Source organism: Curtobacterium sp. GC_Cur_3, assembly GCF_026544205.1.
Taxonomy (GTDB): domain Bacteria; phylum Actinomycetota; class Actinomycetes; order Actinomycetales; family Microbacteriaceae; genus Curtobacterium.
The window spans coordinates 15,827-34,986 of the sequence record NZ_JALNUI010000018.1; the positions used below are offsets into that span (position 1 = coordinate 15,827).

The 19,160-nt window shown below is 74.4% G+C and carries 20 protein-coding genes; 8 read left to right on the top strand and 12 right to left on the bottom strand.

The window, feature by feature from the left end:
- The first annotated feature begins 126 nt into the window (after positions 1 to 126).
- Positions 127 to 1,230, top strand: a complete 1,104-nt coding sequence (locus OXR63_RS10960; RefSeq protein WP_267423104.1) for a glycosyltransferase family 9 protein — start codon at positions 127 to 129, stop codon at positions 1,228 to 1,230.
- Positions 1,231 to 1,431: 201 nt separating this feature from the next.
- On the opposite strand, the gene OXR63_RS10965 is transcribed toward OXR63_RS10960, so the two are convergent.
- From OXR63_RS10965 to OXR63_RS10995, 7 genes are all read right to left on the bottom strand, one after another.
- Positions 1,432 to 2,136 carry an SDR family oxidoreductase gene (locus OXR63_RS10965; protein ID WP_194660915.1) on the bottom strand — a complete coding sequence of 235 codons (705 nt, stop codon included), beginning with the start codon at positions 2,134 to 2,136 and terminating at the stop codon, positions 1,432 to 1,434.
- A gap of 53 nt (positions 2,137 to 2,189) precedes the next feature.
- A complete protein-coding gene (locus OXR63_RS10970) occupies positions 2,190 to 3,575 on the bottom strand; it encodes a PfkB family carbohydrate kinase (RefSeq protein WP_267423106.1) in 1,386 nt (461 codons plus the stop codon).
- Entirely contained in the window at positions 3,572 to 4,195 is a 624-nt protein-coding gene (locus tag OXR63_RS10975; RefSeq protein ID WP_267423108.1) for a D-sedoheptulose-7-phosphate isomerase, read from the bottom strand. The genes OXR63_RS10970 and OXR63_RS10975 overlap by 4 nt, the downstream gene beginning before the upstream one ends.
- Positions 4,192 to 5,496, bottom strand: a complete 1,305-nt coding sequence (locus OXR63_RS10980; RefSeq protein ID WP_267423110.1) for a glycosyltransferase — start codon at positions 5,494 to 5,496, stop codon at positions 4,192 to 4,194. Before OXR63_RS10980 ends, OXR63_RS10975 begins: the two co-directional genes overlap by 4 nt.
- On the bottom strand, positions 5,493 to 6,488 hold the full coding sequence (locus OXR63_RS10985; RefSeq protein ID WP_267423111.1) for a glycosyltransferase: 996 nt from the start codon (positions 6,486 to 6,488) through the stop codon (positions 5,493 to 5,495). Before OXR63_RS10985 ends, OXR63_RS10980 begins: the two co-directional genes overlap by 4 nt.
- A gap of 72 nt (positions 6,489 to 6,560) precedes the next feature.
- Entirely contained in the window at positions 6,561 to 7,679 is a 1,119-nt protein-coding gene (locus OXR63_RS10990) for a glycosyltransferase family 9 protein (RefSeq protein WP_267423112.1), read from the bottom strand.
- A complete protein-coding gene (locus OXR63_RS10995; RefSeq protein ID WP_267423114.1) occupies positions 7,676 to 8,227 on the bottom strand; it encodes a D-glycero-alpha-D-manno-heptose-1,7-bisphosphate 7-phosphatase in 552 nt (183 codons plus the stop codon). Before OXR63_RS10995 ends, OXR63_RS10990 begins: the two co-directional genes overlap by 4 nt.
- Positions 8,228 to 8,325: 98 nt before the next feature.
- On the opposite strand from OXR63_RS10995, the gene OXR63_RS11000 reads away from it, so the two are divergent.
- From OXR63_RS11000 to OXR63_RS11010, 3 genes are all read left to right on the top strand, one after another.
- On the top strand, positions 8,326 to 9,315 hold the full coding sequence (locus OXR63_RS11000) for a glycosyltransferase family 9 protein (RefSeq protein ID WP_267423115.1): 990 nt from the start codon (positions 8,326 to 8,328) through the stop codon (positions 9,313 to 9,315).
- 48 nt (positions 9,316 to 9,363) lie between these two features.
- Positions 9,364 to 9,720 (top strand): PRC-barrel domain-containing protein, encoded by a 357-nt coding sequence (locus tag OXR63_RS11005; protein WP_267423117.1) that lies wholly within the window; start codon positions 9,364 to 9,366, stop codon positions 9,718 to 9,720.
- 185 nt (positions 9,721 to 9,905) lie between these two features.
- Positions 9,906 to 10,832 (top strand): SGNH/GDSL hydrolase family protein, encoded by a 927-nt coding sequence (locus OXR63_RS11010; protein ID WP_267423119.1) that lies wholly within the window; start codon positions 9,906 to 9,908, stop codon positions 10,830 to 10,832.
- Positions 10,833 to 10,841: 9 nt separating this feature from the next.
- Here the strand turns inward: OXR63_RS11010 and OXR63_RS11015 are convergent, their stop codons facing one another.
- A complete protein-coding gene (locus OXR63_RS11015; protein ID WP_267423121.1) occupies positions 10,842 to 11,684 on the bottom strand; it encodes an alpha/beta fold hydrolase in 843 nt (280 codons plus the stop codon).
- 23 nt (positions 11,685 to 11,707) lie between these two features.
- Here OXR63_RS11015 and OXR63_RS11020 point away from each other — a divergent pair, with 23 nt between their 5' ends.
- Positions 11,708 to 12,172, top strand: a complete 465-nt coding sequence (locus OXR63_RS11020; RefSeq protein WP_308202158.1) for an NUDIX domain-containing protein — start codon at positions 11,708 to 11,710, stop codon at positions 12,170 to 12,172.
- Between the two features lie 109 nt (positions 12,173 to 12,281).
- The gene (locus tag OXR63_RS11025; protein WP_267423123.1) at positions 12,282 to 14,594 is read left to right on the top strand and encodes a carboxypeptidase-like regulatory domain-containing protein; all 2,313 of its coding nucleotides are present in this window, start codon (positions 12,282 to 12,284) and stop codon (positions 14,592 to 14,594) included.
- A gap of 160 nt (positions 14,595 to 14,754) precedes the next feature.
- On the opposite strand, the gene OXR63_RS11030 is transcribed toward OXR63_RS11025, so the two are convergent.
- Positions 14,755 to 16,146: an MFS transporter gene (locus OXR63_RS11030; RefSeq protein ID WP_267423124.1), complete on the bottom strand. Its 1,392-nt coding sequence runs from the start codon at positions 16,144 to 16,146 to the stop codon at positions 14,755 to 14,757.
- A 213-nt stretch (positions 16,147 to 16,359) separates the two neighbouring features.
- Entirely contained in the window at positions 16,360 to 17,253 is an 894-nt protein-coding gene (locus OXR63_RS11035; protein WP_267423125.1) for a hypothetical protein, read from the bottom strand.
- Positions 17,254 to 17,309: 56 nt separating this feature from the next.
- On the opposite strand from OXR63_RS11035, the gene OXR63_RS11040 reads away from it, so the two are divergent.
- Positions 17,310 to 17,504, top strand: a complete 195-nt coding sequence (locus OXR63_RS11040) for a hypothetical protein (RefSeq protein WP_071275455.1) — start codon at positions 17,310 to 17,312, stop codon at positions 17,502 to 17,504.
- A gap of 6 nt (positions 17,505 to 17,510) precedes the next feature.
- Here the strand turns inward: OXR63_RS11040 and yidC are convergent, their stop codons facing one another.
- Both yidC and OXR63_RS11050 read right to left on the bottom strand, forming a co-directional pair.
- A complete protein-coding gene (gene yidC / locus OXR63_RS11045) occupies positions 17,511 to 18,248 on the bottom strand; it encodes a membrane protein insertase YidC (RefSeq protein WP_267423128.1) in 738 nt (245 codons plus the stop codon).
- 63 nt (positions 18,249 to 18,311) lie between these two features.
- Entirely contained in the window at positions 18,312 to 18,596 is a 285-nt protein-coding gene (locus tag OXR63_RS11050; RefSeq protein WP_267423129.1) for a DUF6412 domain-containing protein, read from the bottom strand.
- A 66-nt stretch (positions 18,597 to 18,662) separates the two neighbouring features.
- On the opposite strand from OXR63_RS11050, the gene ybaK reads away from it, so the two are divergent.
- Positions 18,663 to 19,142, top strand: coding sequence for a Cys-tRNA(Pro) deacylase (gene ybaK / locus OXR63_RS11055; RefSeq protein WP_267423130.1), 480 nt, complete (start codon positions 18,663 to 18,665; stop codon positions 19,140 to 19,142).
- Positions 19,143 to 19,160 lie beyond the last annotated feature (18 nt).

Sequence of the window (19,160 nt, forward strand, 5' to 3'; positions counted from 1 at the left end):
ACTGCTCCTCCTTCTCTGGACGTGGTCACGGCACTGCGTTCCGCGGTCAGGCGGCACACCGCCCAGCGATGCTCGGTAGACAGGACGTCGGTCGATCCCGACCGACGACGACAGGAGACAGCGGACGTGGTGCGCATCGGCGACGGCGGCGAACGGTTCGAGGGGGTCCGCGAGGTCGCGGTCCTGCGGGGCGGAGGCCTCGGCGACCTGATGTTCGCGATGCCCGCGATCGAGGCACTCGCAGCTGCCTACCCCGACGCCCGGCTGACCCTGCTCGGCACGCCCGCGGCGGCGGCCCTGCTCGAGGGCCGGAGCGACGCGGTCGACGCCGTCGAGGAGCTCCCCGTCGTGCCGGGTGTCCGCGACGCCGGCGACGGCGCGCCGACGCCGGAGGACTTCTTCGACCGGCTGCACGGCCGGTTCGACCTCGCGGTGCAGCTGCACGGCGGTGGACGCAACTCGAACCCGTTCCTGCTCCGCCTCGGCGCCCGCCACACCGTGGGGACCGCCACCGAGGACGCCGAGGTGCTCGAGCGCTGGGTCCGCTACGTCTACTACCAGCACGAGGTGCTGCGCGGCCTCGAGGTCGCCGGGTTGGCGGGCGCGGAACCCGTCACCCTCGACCCGCGCCTCGCCGTGACGGACGCGGAGCGCACCGCCGTCCGGGCGCGCCTCGGCGTGACGGGGAACCTCGTCGCGATGCACCCGGGCGCGACGGACCCCCGACGCCGCTGGAGCCCGGAGCACTTCGCCGCCGTGGCCATCGCCCGTCTCCGAGCCGGGGACGACGTGGTGGTCGTCGGCGACGACTCCGACCGCCCCGCCACCGACCGGATCACCGCGGCCGTGCAGGACGCCCTCGGCTCGACCGATCGCCTGCACGACGTCGTCGGCTCGCTCCCGCTCCGGGAGCTCCCCGCGGTGCTCGGCGCCGCGGACGTGATGGTCGGCGACGACTCCGGTCCGCGCCACCTCGCCCTGGCCGTCGGCACCCGCACGGTCGGCGTGTTCTGGTTCGGCAACGTCATCAACGCCGGACCGCTCGACCGCGGCCGGCACCGCGTCCTGATGTCCTTCGTCACGCGCTGCCCGGTGTGCGGGACCGACGTCACGCAGGTCGGCTGGACCGCCGAGCGCTGCGAACACGACCCGTCCTACGTCGACCAGGTCACGCCGGAGCAGGTGCTCGCCGACGTCGAGGACCTGCTCCGGACGGCGCCGGTCCGGTAGCGCTGCGGCGGAACGCACAGCGGGTGGAATCGCGCGTTGCGAGTGGAATCGCGCGTTGCGTGTCGGAACTTCCGACCCTCCACGCGCGATCCGACCTCCCATGGCGCGCGACAGGGGAACGAACGCACCACCGACACGGACGGGAGGCCCGGTGCCAGCTGGCACCGAGCCTCCCGTCCGCGACATGGGCGCGTCAGCGCGTCACGGCCAGCTGGGCTCCGTGGCCGGCATGATCGACAGCTCGCGGATCTCGCAGCCTGCCGGCTGCGAGAGCGCGAACATGATCGAGTTCGCGACGTACTCGGGCTCGATGAGCTGCGCGTCCGGGCCCGGCTTGTACTGCTCGGTGCGGTCGGCGAAGAAGTTCGTGCGCATGCCGGCGGGGATCACGTTCGTGACGCCGACGCGCCCGGCCGTCTCGGCGGCCAGGGCCTGCGAGAAGCCGCGGACGCCGAACTTCGACGCCGAGTACGCGGTGCCGTGGCCGACACCGCGCAGGGCGAGCGACGAGGAGATCGTCACGACGCGGCCGTGTGAGGCCTCGAGGGCGGGGAGGGCGGCGCGCACCGTCGACGCGGTGCCGATGAGGTTCACGCCGACGATCTTCTCCCAGTTGCCGGACGAGATCGCGTCGATCGGGGCCGGCGTGTCGATGCCGGCGGCGGTGACCACGGCGTCGAGGCCACCGTGGCGCTCGACGGCTTCGCGCACGGCCTGCTCGACGGCGTCGGTGTCCGAGACGTCCACGGCGACGGCGTCGACGCCCTCGGGGACGGCGTCGATGCGCAGGTCGAGGACGATCGGGGTGCCGCCGGCCTCGGTGACGGCGGCCACGACGGCTGCGCCGAGTCCGGATGCGCCGCCGGTGACGAGGACGCGGCCGATGGGGGTGGTGGGGACGGGCATGGATGTCCTTTGCGTTGTGGTGCTGGTGTGGGGAGGGACGAGCAGGGAGCGGTTCAGCTGACGCGTTCGATCGCGGCGGCGAGCCGGGTGGTGGAACGGCCCGGGTGGAACGGGACGGTGACGACCCGTCCGCCCCACTCGGCGAGCGTGACGGCCTCGGGCAGCTCGTCCGCGGTGTAGTCGCCGCCCTTCGCCCACACGTCGGGGCGGAAGCGGCGGAGTGCCTCGTCGGGCGTCGTCTCGTCGAAGACCACGACGGCGTCGACGCAGTCCAGCGCGAGCAGCAGCTCGACGCGGTCGTCCTGCGTCATGAACGGCCGCTCGGGGCCCTTGAGCTGGCGCACCGAGCTGTCCGAGTTGAGGCAGACGACCAGGCAGTCGCCGAGCGCCCGCGCTGCCGACAGCGTCCGAGCGTGGCCCGCGTGGAGCAGGTCGAAGCAGCCGCCGGTCGCGACGACGGTCCCGCCGCCGCTCCGGACGCGGTGCACGACCCGCAGGGCGTCACGGTCGGTCCCGGGGACCTCGACCGGCGCGGGGGCGTCGGCGAGGAGCGAGGCGACCCCGCCGGCCGCGAGGTACGCCGAGGCGTCGGCCACACCGGCCGCGACGGCGTCTGGCACGTCGGCCCCGCCGGCCAGCGCGACTGCGACGCCGGCGGCGAGCCGGTCACCGGCACCGCAGGGGTCACCGGCGGTGACGGACGGTGCCGGCAGGAAGCGGGAGTCCATGCCACGGGGGGTGCGGCGGCCGACGAGCGCTCCGCGGTCGCCGAGCGTGACGGCGACGGCGCGGACGTCCCAGGCGTCGACCAGGGCGGCGGCCGCGTCGGTGGCGAAGGGCACGCCCTCGCCGCTGAGTTCGGTGAAGCGCCGGGCCTCGGAGGCGTTCGGCGTGGCGACGGTGATGCCGGCCACGGGGACGGCGCCCTTGGGGTGCGGGTCCCACACGACCGGGGTGTGCTCAGTGGCACGGGCGATGGCCTCGCGGACGGCCGGTGCAGCGGCGACCCCGCGGCCGTAGTCGGCGACGATGACGGCGTCGACGTCGTCGAGCGCCGCGGTCATCTCCGGCGTCGCGGACGGCACCGGGGGCGTGTCGCAGCCCTCGTCGATCCGGACCAGGGCGTGGTCGCCGACGCGCACGCGGGTCTTCACCGGCGTGGCGACACCGGACGGACCGGCGACGATGCGGACGCCGGGCAGCAGGTCGCGGATCTCGGCCGCCCGGGCGTCGTCGGAGAGCACGGTGACGAGCGTGACGTCGTGGCCGTCCTTGGCGAGCATGGTGGCGACGAGTCCGGCACCACCGGCGCGGCGGTCGTCGGTGCGGACGTCCACGACGGGGACGGGGGCGTCCGGGCTCAGCCGTTCGCTGGTGCCCGAGACGTCGACGTCGAGCAGCGTGTCGCCGACGACGGCGATCCGGAGCCGGGCGCTCATCGGCGCACCCCGTGACGGAGCGCGGGCTCCATGGCGCGGCACAGGGCGTGCACGAGGACGAGCTGGGCCTCCTGCACGTTCGCGGACGGTCCCTCGATGCAGATGGCGTCGTCGACGGCGTCGGCGAGGGGGTTCGGGCGGGCGCCGGTCAGGGCGATCGCGCGGGCACCGACGGCCCGTGCAGCAGCGGCCGCCGCGAGCAGGTTCGGGCTCTTGCCGCTCGTGCTGAGCAGCACGACGACGTCCCCGGTCCTGGCGTGCGCGCGGACCTGCCGGGCGAACACCTCCTCGAAGCCGTAGTCGTTGCCGATGGCCGTGACCGCGGAGGTCTCGGCGTGCAGGGAGATCGCCGAGTACGCGGGTCGGTCTCCGTCGAAGCGACCGGTCAGCTCGGAGGTGAGGTGCTGGGCCTCGGCGGCCGAACCGCCGTTGCCCGCGGCGAGCAGCCGACGTCCGGCGACGAGCCGCGACGCGATGTCGTCCGCCCAGGCTGCGATGTGGTCGTGGTGGTCGACGAGCGACGCGATGACGGGCACGGACGCCGCGATGTGGTCGAGCACCACCTGCGCGCTGTCCCGCATCTGCTCGGTCGCGCCGATCCCGGTCTGTTCGATGGTCATCGTGCCGTCCTCTCCGTCGCACGCACGGCGCGGGTGGCGCGCGTCGTGGTCGTCCGTGTCCGCGGCGCCGTGGTGGCCCCTCCGCTGATGAGTCGCTCGTACACCCGCTCGGTGTCCGCGGCGACCCGGGTCCACGCGTAGCGGGACTCGACCCGCTCGCGTCCTGCTGCGCCGTAGGCCTCGCGCCGCTCGGGATCGTCGAGGAGCGCCGTGACGGCCGCCGCGACGGCGGCCTCGTCACGCGGCGGGACGTGGAGTCCGGTCGCGTCCTCGACGACCGTGTCGATGAGGCCGCCGACCTGCGAGGCCACGACGGGTCGGCCGCAGGCCATCGCCTCGAGCGGCACGATGCCGAACGGTTCGTACCAGGGGGCGCAGACGACGACGTCGGCGCTCCGGTAGACCGAGGGCATGGCGTCCTGGCCGAGCTGGCCGCGGAACGACACGTGGTCCCGCACGCCGAGCGACCGGGCGAGTGCGTCGAGACGCTGGTACTCGGGGTCGTCGGCGAGGTCGGCCCCGGCCGTGCCGGCTCCACCCACGATGACGAGTTCGACGTCCCGACCGGCCTCGACCAGCGCAGCGAGCGCGGCGATCGTCGTGCCGACGCCCTTGCGGCGCACCAGGCGCGACGCGGTGAGCACCCGCTCGGTCCGGCCGCGCTCTTCGACGGGGCCGTCGGGGCGGAAGCGGTCGACGTCGACCCCGCACGGCACGACCGAGATCGCGTGCAGCGGGACGCCGAGCGCCTTGAGCTCGAAGGCCTCGTCGGAGCAGGTCGCGACGACCTGGTCGACGCCGCGGCCGACGGCGGGCTCGATCCACTCGCGCTCGTCCGGGCTGGTGTCCGCGGATCCTTGGTGGCGGCGCTTCACGACACCGAGCGCGTGGAAGGTCTGCACGATCGGGATCCGGGTGCCACCGGTGCGCGACTGCACCTGCGTCACGGCCTCGAGCGCGGCGTGGCCGGACATCCAGAAGTGCCCGTGCACGACGTCGGGTCGGTCGAGGAACCACTCGGCGGCCAGCACCTGCGCGAACGTCCCCATGAACGGGAACAGGTCGTCCTTCGGCACGGCCCGGGCGGGACCGGCATCGACGTGCACGACCTCGACGCCGGGGCGCAGCATCACCCGGGCGGCGAGTTCGGGGTCGTCGCGGCGCGTGTAGACCGTCACCTCGTGCCCACGGTCGGCCAGGGCACCGGACAGGGCTGCGACGTGCACGTTCTGCCCGCCGGCGTCGACACCGCCGAGCACCGCGAGCGGGCTGGCGTGTTCGGAGACCATCGCGATCTTCATCGGGTGCTCCCTTCGAGCGCGGGGCTCGCACCCCGCGTGCGCCGGTGGCGCGTCACGGCGTCGTCGAGGAGCTCGTCCCAGTCGCCGAGGAAGCGGGCGAGCGAGTGCCGCGCGAGCGCGGCCTCCCGGGCGACGGCACCGCGTCGGCGCGCCTCGTCCGGGTCGTCGAGGAGCAGCCGGGAGGCCCGGGTCAGCTCCGTCACGTCGGTCGCGATCGCGCCGGCCTCGGCGGGCACGGTGCGCGAGGCGTCGGTCGTCGCGAGGACGAGCACCGGCATGGCCATGTGCATCGCCTCGATGAGGGAGAGGCCGAGCGAGGTCCACCGGTTCGGGTGCAGGTAGGCGCGGCGTTCCGCGAGTGCGGCGTGCATCGGGTCGGGCTTGACGTCGCCGAGCCCGACCAGGCCGTCGCCGAGCCCGAGCTCGGCGAGCTTGTCCGTCCCCATGCCGAACACGTCGACGGGGGCGACCTCGGCGAACCGGGGGAGCAGGTCCGTGCCGACGACCCGGTTGCGGCGCACGGGTTCGTTGATGACGGCGCCGAAGCGCTCGAGGGAGCCCGAGTAGAGCGGACCCGGGTCCACGACCCCGTGCTCGACGACGGTGGTCCTCGTGGTGCCGCAGTCCCACATCAGGGCGTTCCAGTGCGTGACGTGCGCGATCGTCAGGTCGTCGCGGTCCCCGAGGGGGTGGACGGAGTTCGGCACGTCCACCCGCGGGGCGTTGTGCTCGACGAAGACGATCGGCACGTCGCGACCGCCGAGGAGCTCCACGGCGACGGCCTCCTCCTCGGTGCGCTGCAGCACGACGACGTCGACCTCGGCGTCGGCGACGTCCTCCGGCGCGATCTCGACGACGTTCGGCCAGTCGCGGCCGCCCGCTCCCAGGCCCCATCCGTCGCGTGCCGCGGTGGTCGGGACGAGGTACTCGTGCGGCCCGCGGACGAAGGCGTCCATCCAGCCGCCGTGCACGTGCCACAGGAGGATGCGCATGCAGGCCTTTCGTTCGTCGAGCGGACAGACCGTCGACCGGGAGAACAGGAGAAGGAGAAGCAGTGCCGCACGCTACTGCTCGTCGGCTGCAGCAGTTCGCAGGGTGCTCTGCTTCGTCCGCAGAACGCATCCGGTCAGGCGCTCGTGGGCGTCGAGCACGTCGTCGGGGGTCACGGAGGTCAGGCACGGGTGCCCGGGGACGGGGCAGTCGCGGGCCCGGCTGAGGCGGCAGGGGGCGTCCTGGTCGCCGAGCAGTTCGACGTGCTCGGCGTACGGCGCCCACTTCACAGCGGGCACCACGGGTGAGAAGAGGCTGACGATCCTGGCGCCCACCGCTGCGGCCAGGTGGGCGGGCCCGGTGTTGCCGACGACGACCACCTCGGCTCCCGCCAGCACGGCGGCGAGCTCGGCTGGGCTGGTCCGTCCGCCCAGGTCGAGCACGGTGGTCGCCCGGTCCGCGGCACCGTCGGGACCGGCGACGAACGCGGTCAGGTCCCGCTCGCCGGGCGACCCGGTGACGACCACCGGGACGCCGAGGTCGCGGTAGGCGGCGACCAGCGCACGGTGGGCCGCGGGCGGCCACGAGCGCGCCTCCACGCTGGCGCCGGGGTGCACGACCACGTAGCGCTCCAGCGCGGCCACCTCGGCAGGTGCGACGGCGTCGTGCCGCACCACGAGCCTCCCGTCGTCCTCCGGGGGCAGCGCGAAGCCGGCGGCCTCGGCGATGCGGAGGGCGCGCTCGGGTTCGGGGAGGTCCTCGGGCAGGTCCTCGCCGGGGCGGAGCCGGACGTCGAGCAGCGAGCCGGGGTGGTCGACCGACGCGCCGGAGACCCGCTCGACGCCGGCGAGGCGGAGCAGCATCGCGACCGGGAGCGGCGACTGGTGGAACGAGGTGAGCACGACGGCCTCGTCGACCCGTTCCTCGGCGACGACCGCGCGGAACTCGGCGAGGACGGCGTCGTCGAGCGGCCGGACGGTCTCGGTGACCCACGGCGCCGCCCAGACCCGGACCCGGTCGATGCCGGACAGCAGGTCGGCGGCCGGGGCACCCTGCGGACCGCAGAGCATCGTGACGTGCGAGGCGCCGGCGGCGACCGCACGGACGGCGGGGCCGGTGACCAGGACGTCCCCGAACGAGTCGAGCCGGACGACGAGCACCCGGGGTCCGGTGCGGGGACCCTCGTCGCTCATGCGCGGGCCGCCGCCACGCGGGCGAGCGCCATCGCGACGGCGTCCTCGATGGTGGCCGCGACGGTGGGGGCCCCGTCCACCTCCTCCTGCCGGGTGCGCGGTGTCGGCACGAGGATCGACTGCGCACCGGCAGCGGCGGCGGCGCCGACGTCCGCGCCGATGTCCCCGATCACGACGAGCTCCGACGCCGGGATCCCGAGGCGCTCCGCGGCCTCGAGCACCAGGCCCGGCCGGGGCTTCCGGCAGGCGCAGTCGTCGGCGGAGCCGTGCGGGCAGACGCACCAGACGTCGAACGGCCCGACGAGCTCGTCCACGCGGGCGTTCGTCGCGTCGACCTGCTCGCGGGTGGCACCGCCGCGGGCGATCACCGACTGGTTCGTGACGACCCCGACCGGCAGCCCGGCGGCGCGGGCACGCTCGACCGCCCGGTGCGCACCGGGGACGGGCACCACCTTGTGCGGGTCGGCGTTGTAGGGGACGTCGATGACCAGGGTGTCGTCACGGTCGAAGAGGAGACCGCGCACGACACGGTCCACGGAGAGAGCCATGCCCTGAGTTCTACCAAGGACGTGTGTCGCCGGCGGCAGGAAGGCCGCTGACCGCGCGTCCCGGGCGTGGCTCCCGCCGTGCCGCTAGCGTCGGGAGCGTGACCGCCCTCGAAGCCCTGCCCCCGTCCGACGGCCGCCCCGAACTCGTCGTGCTCCGCGCGATCAAGCTCGGCGACCTGCTGGTGGCGGTCCCCGCGCTGCACGCCATCCGTCGGGCCTTCCCCGACCACCGCATCAGCCTCGCCACGACCGCGTGGCTCGCCCCCGTCGTCGAGCTCATCCCGGACGTCGACGTGCACCTCGCGCAGCAGGGCTTCGACCACCCGATCGGCGTGCCCGCCGGGGTGACCGACGTGGCCGTGAACCTGCACGGCGCCGGCCCGGAGTCGCAGGACCTCGTCGACGCGCTCGGCGCGCGGCTCGTCATCGCGCACGGCGGAGCCGAGGGGCCGGCATGGGAACAGGGTCCGGTGAACGAGCGGGAACGCTGGGCCGGGCTGCTCACCGCCCACGGGTACGACGCCGACGCGGACGACGTCGCGATCGCGCGCCCGGCCGAACCGGCCGTCGTCGAGGGTGCGGCCGTCGTGCACGTCGGCGCCTTCCACGGTGCCCGGCACTGGCCCGTCGACCGCTTCGCCGAAGTGGTCCGTGGCCTGCAGGAGCGCGGCTTCCACGTCGTCCTGACAGGAGGCTCGGCGGACGTCGAGCGCGCCGCCGCCGTCGCCGACGCGGTCGGCCTGGCAACCGACGACGTGCTGGCCGGGGTCCTGGACCTGCAGCCGTTCGCCGCCGTGGTCGCCGCGGCGCGGCTCGTGGTCACCGTCGACACCGGCGCCGCGCACCTGGCGTCCGCCTACGGGATCCCGTCCGTGGTGCTCTTCGGCCCGGCCCCGCCCGAGTCGTGGGGACCGCCGGCGACCGGACCGCACATCGTGCTCACCGACGCGTCGGTCCGCCGCGGAGACGTCTTCGCGGAGGACCCCGACCCCGCGATCCTCGCCGTGCACGCCGCCGACGTGCTCGGGGCCGTGGACCAGCTCGGCGTCGTGCCGGACCTGCGGACGACGGCGACGACCGACCGGTAGCGTCGAGGCGCGGCTTCGGATCGTCCGACGGCCGCGGAGGGAGCACCCGTGTTCGAAGCGGCCAACATCCGGGACTGGATCGGCCTGCCGGTCGTCGACGAGAGCGACGACAAGGTCGGGAACCTCGAGAGCATCTACTACGACACCGCGACGTCCGAGCCTGCGTTCGGCTCGCTCACCACCGGTGTGATGGGCTTCACGAAGCTCGTGTTCGTGCCGCTGGTCGGCGCGACGGTCACCCCGAAGCACCTCCGCGTGACCTTCGGCAAGAAGGCGATCAAGGACGGCCCGTCGATCGCGACGGACGGCGAGTTGACGGCGGAGCTCGAGCCCGAGGTGTTCGCGCACTACGGCCTCGAGTACCGCACGGGCAGCGGCGGCGAACGGCGACTCGGCCGACGCTGAGCGCGCCGCGGGTAGGGTGATCGTCCCCGACCACCCGACCCGCACCCGAGGGACCCGCCCTGCTCCGCTCCGCCCGCTCGACGCTGCTCGCCGCCCTGGCGCTCGTCGGTGTGCTCGGGGCAGGGGCGGTCGCTCCGGCTCCGGCCTCTGCGGCACCGTCCTGGCCGGTCCCGCAGCCCTACCCGGTGTCGTCCCCGCCCGCCGAGGCGCTCGCCGGGCTGCCCCCGGGGAGCGAGTACGTCGCCCTCGGTGACTCGTACTCGGCCGGGTACGGCCTGACCGACCCCACCCGGCTGCCGGTGTCCGCGTGCGGGCAGTCCGCCAGGGACTACCCGCACCGGATCGCCGCCCGGTTCGGCCTCGCGCTGCAGGACGTCACCTGCGGCGGGGCCACGAGCGAGGACGTCACCGAGCGGCACCAGTTCAGGGGCGTCCCCCCGCAGATCGAGGCCCTCTCCGCGCGGACCCGGCTCGTCACGCTGACGATCGGCGGCAACGACGCAGACCTGTTCGGCACGGCGGCGTCCTGCCTGGCCCTGACGGCGAAGGGCCCGGTGTTCTCCGGCCGTGACGCCTCCTCCTGCCGGAGCACCCTCGTGCACGACGGCGAGGACCAGCTCGGCGCCAAGATCCAGTCCCGCGTGGCGCTCGGCATCGCCGACACCCTCGCCGCGGTCCGCCGTGCCGCGCCGAACGCCCGCGTGCTGTTCCTCGGGTACCCGGCGATCTTCCCCGACGCCGAGCACACCCCGGCGAAGGGGTGCTTCCGCGCCGGGCTCGACCTCGGCACGCTGACCGGGTCGTTCCCGACGGACACCTACCCGTTCACCGACACGGACGTCGCGTACCTGCACGGGGTGCAGGAGGAGCTGGACGACGTGGCCCGGTCCGCTGCCACGGCCGCCGGTGTCCGCTACCTCGACGTCTTCCGGGCCACCCAGGGGCGGACGAGCTGCGCCCGCTCCGGGGCGTACGTGTCCGGCGTCACGCTCGACTCCACGAGCGGGTTCCGCCGGATCGACCTGGAGCCGGGCGCGCTGCACCCGAACACCCGGGGCGTCGCCTACCTGACCCGGCGGGTCGCGGCCGAGCTCCGGACGCTCGCCGGCTGACCCGCCCCCTCACCCCTGCGCGGCGAGCCAGTCCAGCGCCGCGGGGACGCCGGCGAGGACCGAGACGTGACCGGCACCCGGTCGTTCGTGGAGCACGGCACCGGGGACGGCGGTGGCGATCATCCGGCCGTGCGCCAGCGGCACCACCCGGTCGTCCACACCCTGCTCGACGAGGGTCGGCACGTGCACGTCGGCGAGCGCGAAGCCCCAGCCGGTGACGAACGCCCGGTCGTCGTCGGCACTGCCCACGCGACCCGTCTCGCCGGCGGCCTGCGCGTCCTGACCGAGCGCCGCCCAGTCGCCGTCGAGCGCTGCCCAGTCAGCGTCGGTGAACTGCGCCGGGTCGAAGCCGGCGGTGTCCGCCCAGGTGAGCCGAGCCTCCCGTCCGAGGACCGCTGCGCGGAGGCCACCGTCGTCGGCCATGCCGTCCCACCAGGCCGGTGCGTCGACGAACGGGGCGGGGGAGGCGAACGTCGCGACCGCGGTGACGCGGTCGGGCAGGAGGGCCGCCGCGGCGAGGGCGTGCGGGCCGCCGCCGGACCCACCGATCGCGGTGACCCGGTCGATGCCCAGGAGGTCGAGGACCTGCTCGAGGTCGCGGGCGCCGTCGGCGACGGTGCGACCCGGCAGGGGGTCGGCGCCGCCGAAGCCCGGGCGGGTGACGGCGACCAGACGGAGACCGCGTTCGGTGGCGGCGGCGAGGACCGGGGCGAGGTGGGCGCCGGTGTGCGGTGTCTCGTGGTGCCAGACCACGGAGGTGCTGCCAGCGGTGCTGCCACTGGCACTGCCGGAGTGGGCGCCGGTGTCGGCGACGAGGACCGTGCGACCGTCGGCGAGGTGCAGGGGCGTCATGCGGGCGAGCGTAGCCTCGGATCGTGGTGCGGAGTGCGGGACTGCTGCTGTACCGGACCGGTGCGTCCGGGACCGAGCTCTTCATCGCGCACATGGGCGGTCCGTTCTGGCGTCGGCGCGAGCGGGCGTGGTCCATCCCCAAGGGCGAGTACACCGACGAGCAGCCCCTCGAGGCCGCGCTGCGGGAGTTCCACGAGGAGATCGGCGTGCCGGCGCCCGACGTGCCGTGGTCCGAGCTGGGGGAGTTCCGGCAGGCCTCGGGCAAGCGCGTCGTCGTGTTCGCCGGTGCCGCGCCCGGCTTCTCCGTCGTGGCGGTGCGGAGCAACACCGTGCGGCTCGAGCTCCCGCGGGGGTCCGGCCGGTTCGTCGAGGTGCCGGAGGTGGACGACGCCCGGTGGGTGGGCGTCGACGACGCCCGGACGATGCTCGTCGCGGGGCAGGTCGCGGCGGTGGACGCACTCGTCGGGCTGCTCGGTCGGTCGGGCTGACCGGGGTCAGCGTGACGATCACGTCTCGATCCGTCCCTGGCGTTCGTGCGGTGGATAGCCTGGGCGGACGTCGCGGCGGCGGGGCCGGCGCGCGGACAGGGGAGATCGCATGCGCCACTGGCGGATCATGACGGCCGGGCTGACCGGGATCGTGCTCGGAGCCGGGCTCGCGCTGGGCGGAGCGACCACCGCCTCGGCCGCGACGGCCGGGCACTGGGGAGCGTTCGCCGTGAGCGGCTCGAGCAGGGCCTACACCGGCACGATGACGTTGCCCGGGTTCCCGGAGACGACCTTCACCTCGACGTCACGGCAGGCCAGCGTGATCAGCGGCGCGACGACCGGTCAGGGGCCGTCCACGCCTCCGGGTGCGGTCTACGGCAACAGCCGGAACAACACCTACCTGAACCAGCGGCCCCTCGCCGACCAGCCGAACGCTGCGAGCGCGGCGACCACGAAGTACACCTTCGACGGTGCGACGCCGGGGTCCGGCGGCTGGTCCTTCGTGCTCGGCGACGTCGACGCCGACCAGGTGACCCTCAGCGCGACGGTGCCCGGCGGCGGTGCTGCGACGGTCGCCCAGCTCGGCTACCAGGGCTCCTACAACTCCTGCTCGACGGTCTCACCTGGCGGATGGACGTGCCCCGCTGATCCCGGGGGCGTGCCCGCGGGGCAGGACCGACCCACCTGGGACGCGGCCACCGGCGTGCTCACCGGGAACGCCGCGGCGAACGACACCGCTGGGGCCACCGCGTGGTTCACACCGACGGTGCCGCTCGCGACGCTGACCATGACCTACCAGGCCAGGAGCGGCCTGCCGGTCTACCAGACCTGGTTCGCCAACACGACCGCATCGCTCTCGGGCGTCGCGACCCTGGACGGCGAGCCGCTGGGCGGAGCCGTCGTCACGGTGACCGCACCGGGTGGCGCCGAGTTCACGACCACGACGGGCGACGACGGCCGGTACGTGATCGACGCCCTGACCCGGTCGGACGGCTACGTCGTCGACGTCGACCCGCCCGCCAACGCCTCGCTCGCGACCCCGTCGGCCCCGATCTCCCTGCGTGCCGGTGACGCGACCGCCGACGTCCCGTTCGTGACGCCGGTGGGCACCGTCGCCGTGACGGGCACGGTCGTCGACACCACCGGGGCACCGGTCGCCGACGCTCCGGTCGTCGTCACCGATCCCACCACCGGTCAGACGCTGGCCGAGACCGTCACCGACGGCGACGGCTCCTACCTCGTCCCCGGGCTGCCGGCGTCGACCGCGGTCGAGGTCGTCGTCGACGGCGGCACCCCGGTCCCCGTGACGACCGGTGCAGACGGGGCCGCACCCGTCGTCGTGCCGCCCGTCGTGGTGCAGGCAGCGGTGTCGACCATCAGCGGCCGCGTCACGGTGGACGGTGTCGCCCCGACCGCGGTGAGCGTCGTCGAGCTCGTGGCGGACGGCGAGGTCGTCGCCACGACGGAGACCGCTGCTGACGGCACGTACGCCTTCCGTGTCCTGCCCGGCGTCTACGCGGTCCGGACCACGTCGCCGGCCGCCGGTGCCACGGGACCGACGGAACGCGCCGCGGACACCTCCGCCGGCAACGCCGCCGACGTCGACTTCGCCTTCGTCGTCCCCGTGCCGGTCGTCGTCTCGCAGTCCGGCTCCGTGACCGACACCGACGGCACCCCCGTCGCGGGGGCGACCGTGACCGCGCGGCCCGTCGACGCGGGCTCCGGCGCCGTGATCGTCGCCACCACCGGGGCAGACGGCTCGTTCGACCTCCGCGGCCTGACACCGGGGACGCCCTATCGCGTCTCGGTGGCCGGGACCACCCCGCAGGACGTCACGACCGGGGCCAGCGGTGCCGCACCGACGCCGCTCGACTTCGTCGTGCCGGTGCCGACGGTGGACCAGCCGGGCACCGTGACCGACGCCGACGGTGCCGCCGCGGCGGACGTCCCGGTCGTCGCGACGCCGACGGACACCAGTGCAGGCGACGTCGTGACGACGACGACCACCGCTGCGGATGGCTGGTTCGACCTGACCGGGCTGCGGCCGTCGACGTCGTACTCGGTCGTGGCGGGCTCCGGTGACCAGGCCAGCGAGCCCCAGGTCGTCGTCACCCCCGCCAGCGGGTCAGGCACGCCGCTGTCGATCACGCTCGCGGCGGCCACCCCCGCGCCGTCGACGGCCCCGACGCCCGGTGGTGCCACGGGCGGTGGTGGCACAGTCGGTGGCACGGTCGATGGCGGCAGCACGGCCGGTGGTGGTGGCGCCTCGTCCGGTGGGTCGACGTCCGGCTCGCTCGCCTTCACGGGTGCGGAGATCGCGCCCGCGGCGATCGCGGCCGGGATCCTCGTGCTGCTCGGTGGCGGACTGTTGACCTTCCGTGCCGCACGCAACCGCCGCCGCACGGAGCACCTGCAGGACTGACGCCCGCGCTGCGGGGGCGAGCCGGGCCTCCTGGCCGACCCGACCGCACGAGCATGGCGTTGCGCCGAACCGCACCGCGGAACGGACACAGCACCACGGATCCCCGTGGTGCTGTGTCCGTTCTGTGGTTCTGTGCCGCTTCCCGCCGCGCCCCGCCCCGCTACTCCGCCACGTGCCGCGTCCGCGTCGACCCGGTCACCGTCGCGACCGATCCCGTCATGGTCTGAATCGCCCGGCTGATCGTCGGGATCGACGTGGTGACGACGGCGAGCGAGGACGTGATCGCCTCGATCGACGACGTGGACAGGTGCTCCTGGTGCGAGGAGTGCACCGGGAAGCCCCGGCGCGCCGCGACGACCACGCCGAGGGACCCGAGCAGCACGACGGCCCCGGCGATCGGCAGCGTCTGCATGCCCGTCATCCCGAGCACCTGCCCGCCGATGGCCGCACCGCCCGCGATGCCGATGTTCGACGCGCCGTTGACCAGTGCGCCCGCGATGTCGGGGGAGACGCCCCCTGCACGGATCGCCGCCGCCATGAAGAGCGTGCCCGTCGTGCCGTTCGCGGCCATCCACACGCCGGCGACGACCATCGTCCCGATGATCGACCCGTGCACGAACGGCAGGGCGACGAACGCGGCCGCCATCACCGCGACCGACACGATGAGCGTCTGCCGGGGCGCGGTGTCGACGAACACGCCGGCCAGCCACAGCCCGATCACGCCGGTGCCGCCGAGGACCAGCAGCGCTCCGCTGACCAGGCCCGTGTCGAGACCGGCGTCGATCGCGTAGGGGCCGACGTACGTGTACACGATGTAGTGCCCGGCGAAGAGCAGCAGGTCGGCGGCGACGACGGCGAGCAGCCCGGTGCGCGCCCATGCCCGCGGCGACCCGATGTGCGGCGACGACGTGCCGCGGACGGCCGGCAGGAACACGGCCGCGACGACGGCGAGCGCCGCGGCGCACACGGCGACGGACCCGACGGCGGGCCGCCAACCGATCGACTGCCCGATCCCGGTGGCGAGCGGCACGCCGATCACGAACCCGAGCGAGCTGCCCGAGTACACGAACGCGATCGCCCGGCCGGCGAGGCGCGGGGGCACGATCCGGGTGGCGTACGCCGACGCGACGGAGAAGAACAGGGCGTGTGCGACGCCGCCGACCACGCGTCCGGCACAGACCACGGCGAACGACGGCGCGAGCGCGACCGTGAGGTTCGACACGGCGTACCCGATCAGGGTGGCGACGAGGACCGCCTTCCGCGGCAGCCGAGCGGTGAACGACGTCAGCGGCAGCGCGAGGACCGCCACGGCCGCGGCGTACACGGTGATGACGATGCCCATCTGCGACTCGGTGACGCCGAGGTCGGTGCTCATGGTGCCGAGCAGTCCGACGGGCATCAGCTCGGTGGTGATGGCGAAGAACGTGGCGAGGCCGAGGACGGCGATGCCGACGACGGCCTTCGAGGTCAGGACGGACGTCGTGACGGACGACGTGGTCGACGCGGTCGACGCGGTCGACGTGGTGGTGACGGACGCGGTGCTCGTGGACACGGGGCTGACCTCCTCGGGACGTGGTGGAGCGCGCGACGGGGACGTCACGTCGACGACACCACGACCGGGTCGGTCGGGCAGTGCGCGCTCGCGGGTGTGGGATGTGTGGTTGGTCACTCCACGGCGAGTGCGATCCATCCAGTGTCGCACGCCACCACGCAGGAGCGCGAGTGCCCGGAGGAACTTCGAAGGAGCGCTCCAACACTCCTGGCGTCAGAACTCGTTCGTCACCGTGCCGCGCACCCCGCCGCCACGGAGGTCGACCGTCAGCGTGCCACTCAGTGACGACGCCGACAGCGACACCGACCCGTGCAGCGCGTCCTGCCGCGGGTAGCAGGCACTCGTCGCGTGCCGGCGGTCGGCGGTCGCGACGAGGCAGATTGTCGCCCGGTCCGTGCCGACCCCGGCCCACACGGCCCAGGGTGTGGCGGCGTCGTCCCCGCTGAGCGACCGGTTCGTGAAGACGAGTCGCGTCGTGTGCAGGCTGACCGGCGCCTCGAAGGCCCCCGGCAGCTGGTCGGCGTAGGTCTGCGGCGCGTCGAGCAGCTGCTCGAGCGTCACCGACCCGGCCGTCGGGGTCACCGAGGGCGACGAGGGCGTGACCGGGTGGGCGGTCCCGATCGCGAGCCCTGTCCCGAACGCCACGACGACCACGGCCGCGACGCCGCCGGCCACCCACGGTCGTGCCAGCGCCCACCGTGCCAGTCGGAGCGGCCTGGTCCACGGCCGTCCCGGTGCCTGGGTCTGCGCGGCCTCCTGGTCGCCGACGTCGCCCGGGGCAGGACCGTCGACCGGCACCCGGTCCGGCAGGTCGTCACCGTCATCCGGCACCCGTTCCGGCAGGTGGCCACGGCCGGCCTGGAGGCTCGTGTCGGCCTGGTCGCGCGGCTCCGCCTGCACGACACGGGTCGCGTCAGGCACCGATGCACGGACCCCACGTCCGCGCTGCAGGTCCCCGAGGGCGATCCGCGCCCTCGCGGCTTCCGCCTCGCTGGATCCTGCGCCCCAGGCGATGCCCTCGAGGCGCGCGCGTTCGACAGCGGTGTCGCGGTCGTCGTCGGCCATGCGCACTCCCGGGCTCCGGTCGTTGCTCTCGTCGGTTCTCATGCTGGCACTCCGACCGCTCCGGCGCGCACCCAGATCGGGGGGAGTACGCCGGTGACATGACAGACGCACGCGAGCCCGACCCCGAGACCCTCGAGCCGCTCAGCCACGACACCCAGTCCGGCGAGGCCGACTACGTCGCGACGAGCCCCGGCGGCAGCGGCACCGAGCGCCACGTCCCGCTCCCGTCGGAGGAGCAGGGACGCGACACCGAGTACGACCCGGTCGACGAGGGCCCGAAGCACGAGGGCTGAGTCGCGTCAGCGCACCAGTCGCCGCAGCACCGCCCGCTCCCCGTACGTCCACGTGGCACTCGTCACGACGTAGAGGGCTGCGGCGAGCGGTGCGATCGCGGCGAAGACCACCGTCAGGAACGGCGCCCACCGTCCGATCACGGTCGCGGCACCGGCGCCGGGCACGTCGACGTCCGGCGCTGCTGCCGGGTTCCAGTGCAGGGCCGACCGGCGCGTGGCCTCGACCACGACGGCGAGGACGACGAGCAGGACGACCACCACCCAGGCGTGCACCCACAGCGGCGAGGCGGCGACCGCGACCAGGGACTGTCCGAGCGATACCCCCGCGAGCGTGGCCTGGAGCAGGACGTTGGACGTCCCCGCGATGGTCGTGTGCGTGAACAGGGCGTACAGCAGCGAGACGACCGGAGCCTGCGCGAGGACGGGCAGGCACCCGGCGAGGGGTGACACGTGTTCGGCGGTGTACAGCGCCTGCACGGCACGCTGCAGCCGCTCCCGGTCGGCACCGTGCCGCTTCCGGAGTGCGGCGAGCTGCGGCGCGAGTCGGCGGCGGTCCCGTTCCGCCCGGACCTGCAGGACGGACAGGGGCACGAGCGCGGCGCGCACGACGAGGGTGACGAGCACGACGGCCAGCGCCGCGGCCAGCGGCCCCGCCACGGGGGAGAGGGCTCCGGCGAGCGAGGCGAGCAGGTCGGCGCCGAGCTGCAGCAGCGCGCCGACGACGGGCAGGGTGGAGAGGTCCATGACGGTTCCGTTCGAGTGGGGTGGTCGGGGTCACGTGTGCGACCCGCCACCGATCGATCGGCGTCAGGTCGCGGGGAGCACCCCTGGGGCCCTCGGACGCGCGTGGCCCGCGGCGTCGGGGTGGCTCCACGTGATCCGCGTGATCACGTCGACGTGACGGTCGGCCTCGGACGCTGCCGGACCGACCCGGACACCGAGCACCAGTGCGACCAGCTGCGCGACGACCACGGCGGCAGCGACGGCGGCGACACCGAGTGCGGCCACGGCGAGCAGCGGCAGGACGCCCGTGGTGGGGTCCACGGTGAGCAGCGCGGCGACGGCGCGCAGGATCACCTCGATGACGGTCATGGTCCGTTCAGCGTAACCCCCGCGTGCCGCCGACCCGTGGTGCGCCGGGCACGGGAGGATCGCCGCATGACCTCCCCGAGCACCCCCGCGACGCTGGCGCTGGAGCGTGCGGGCGTGCCGTTCGTCCCACACGTGTACGAGCACCACGAGACGGCGACGAACTTCGGTGAAGAGGCCGCAGCCGCACTCGGCCTCCGCGAGGAGCAGGTGTTCAAGACGCTCGTCGTGTCCGTCGACGGCGCACTGGCGGTGGCGATCGTCCCCGTGGCCAACCGGCTCGACCTCAAGGCCATCGCCGCGGCGGTCGGTGGCAAGAAGGCGAGCCTCGCCGACCCGGCCCTGGCGGAGAAGCGCACCGGCTACGTCGTGGGTGGCATCAGCCCGGTGGGGCAGCGCTCGAAGATCCGCACGGTGCTCGACGCGTCGGCGTCCGACTACCCGACGATCTTCGTCTCCGGCGGTCGTCGCGGGTTCGACATCGAGATCGCGCCGGCAGACCTCCTCCGCGTCACGGAAGCGACCACGGCGGCCATCGCGCGGACCTGAGTCGGGTCGGCGCAACTT

Excerpts from the sequence above, each read along its gene's own strand:
- OXR63_RS10965 (WP_194660915.1), bottom strand. The coding sequence starts at position 2,136 with ATGCCCGTCCCCACCACCCCCATCGGCCGCGTCCTCGTCACCGGCGGC.
- OXR63_RS10970 (WP_267423106.1), bottom strand. The coding sequence starts at position 3,575 with ATGAGCGCCCGGCTCCGGATCGCCGTCGTCGGCGACACGCTGCTCGAC.
- OXR63_RS10975 (WP_267423108.1), bottom strand. The coding sequence starts at position 4,195 with ATGACCATCGAACAGACCGGGATCGGCGCGACCGAGCAGATGCGGGAC.
- OXR63_RS10980 (WP_267423110.1), bottom strand. The coding sequence starts at position 5,496 with ATGAAGATCGCGATGGTCTCCGAACACGCCAGCCCGCTCGCGGTGCTC.
- OXR63_RS10985 (WP_267423111.1), bottom strand. The coding sequence starts at position 6,488 with ATGCGCATCCTCCTGTGGCACGTGCACGGCGGCTGGATGGACGCCTTC.
- OXR63_RS10990 (WP_267423112.1), bottom strand. The coding sequence starts at position 7,679 with ATGAGCGACGAGGGTCCCCGCACCGGACCCCGGGTGCTCGTCGTCCGG.
- OXR63_RS10995 (WP_267423114.1), bottom strand. The coding sequence starts at position 8,227 with ATGGCTCTCTCCGTGGACCGTGTCGTGCGCGGTCTCCTCTTCGACCGT.
- OXR63_RS11015 (WP_267423121.1), bottom strand. The coding sequence starts at position 11,684 with ATGACGCCCCTGCACCTCGCCGACGGTCGCACGGTCCTCGTCGCCGAC.
- OXR63_RS11025 (WP_267423123.1), top strand. The coding sequence starts at position 12,282 with ATGCGCCACTGGCGGATCATGACGGCCGGGCTGACCGGGATCGTGCTC.
- OXR63_RS11035 (WP_267423125.1), bottom strand. The coding sequence starts at position 17,253 with ATGAGAACCGACGAGAGCAACGACCGGAGCCCGGGAGTGCGCATGGCC.
- OXR63_RS11040 (WP_071275455.1), top strand. The coding sequence starts at position 17,310 with ATGACAGACGCACGCGAGCCCGACCCCGAGACCCTCGAGCCGCTCAGC.
- yidC (WP_267423128.1), bottom strand. The coding sequence starts at position 18,248 with ATGGACCTCTCCACCCTGCCCGTCGTCGGCGCGCTGCTGCAGCTCGGC.
- OXR63_RS11050 (WP_267423129.1), bottom strand. The coding sequence starts at position 18,596 with ATGACCGTCATCGAGGTGATCCTGCGCGCCGTCGCCGCGCTGCTCACC.
- ybaK (WP_267423130.1), top strand. The coding sequence starts at position 18,663 with ATGACCTCCCCGAGCACCCCCGCGACGCTGGCGCTGGAGCGTGCGGGC.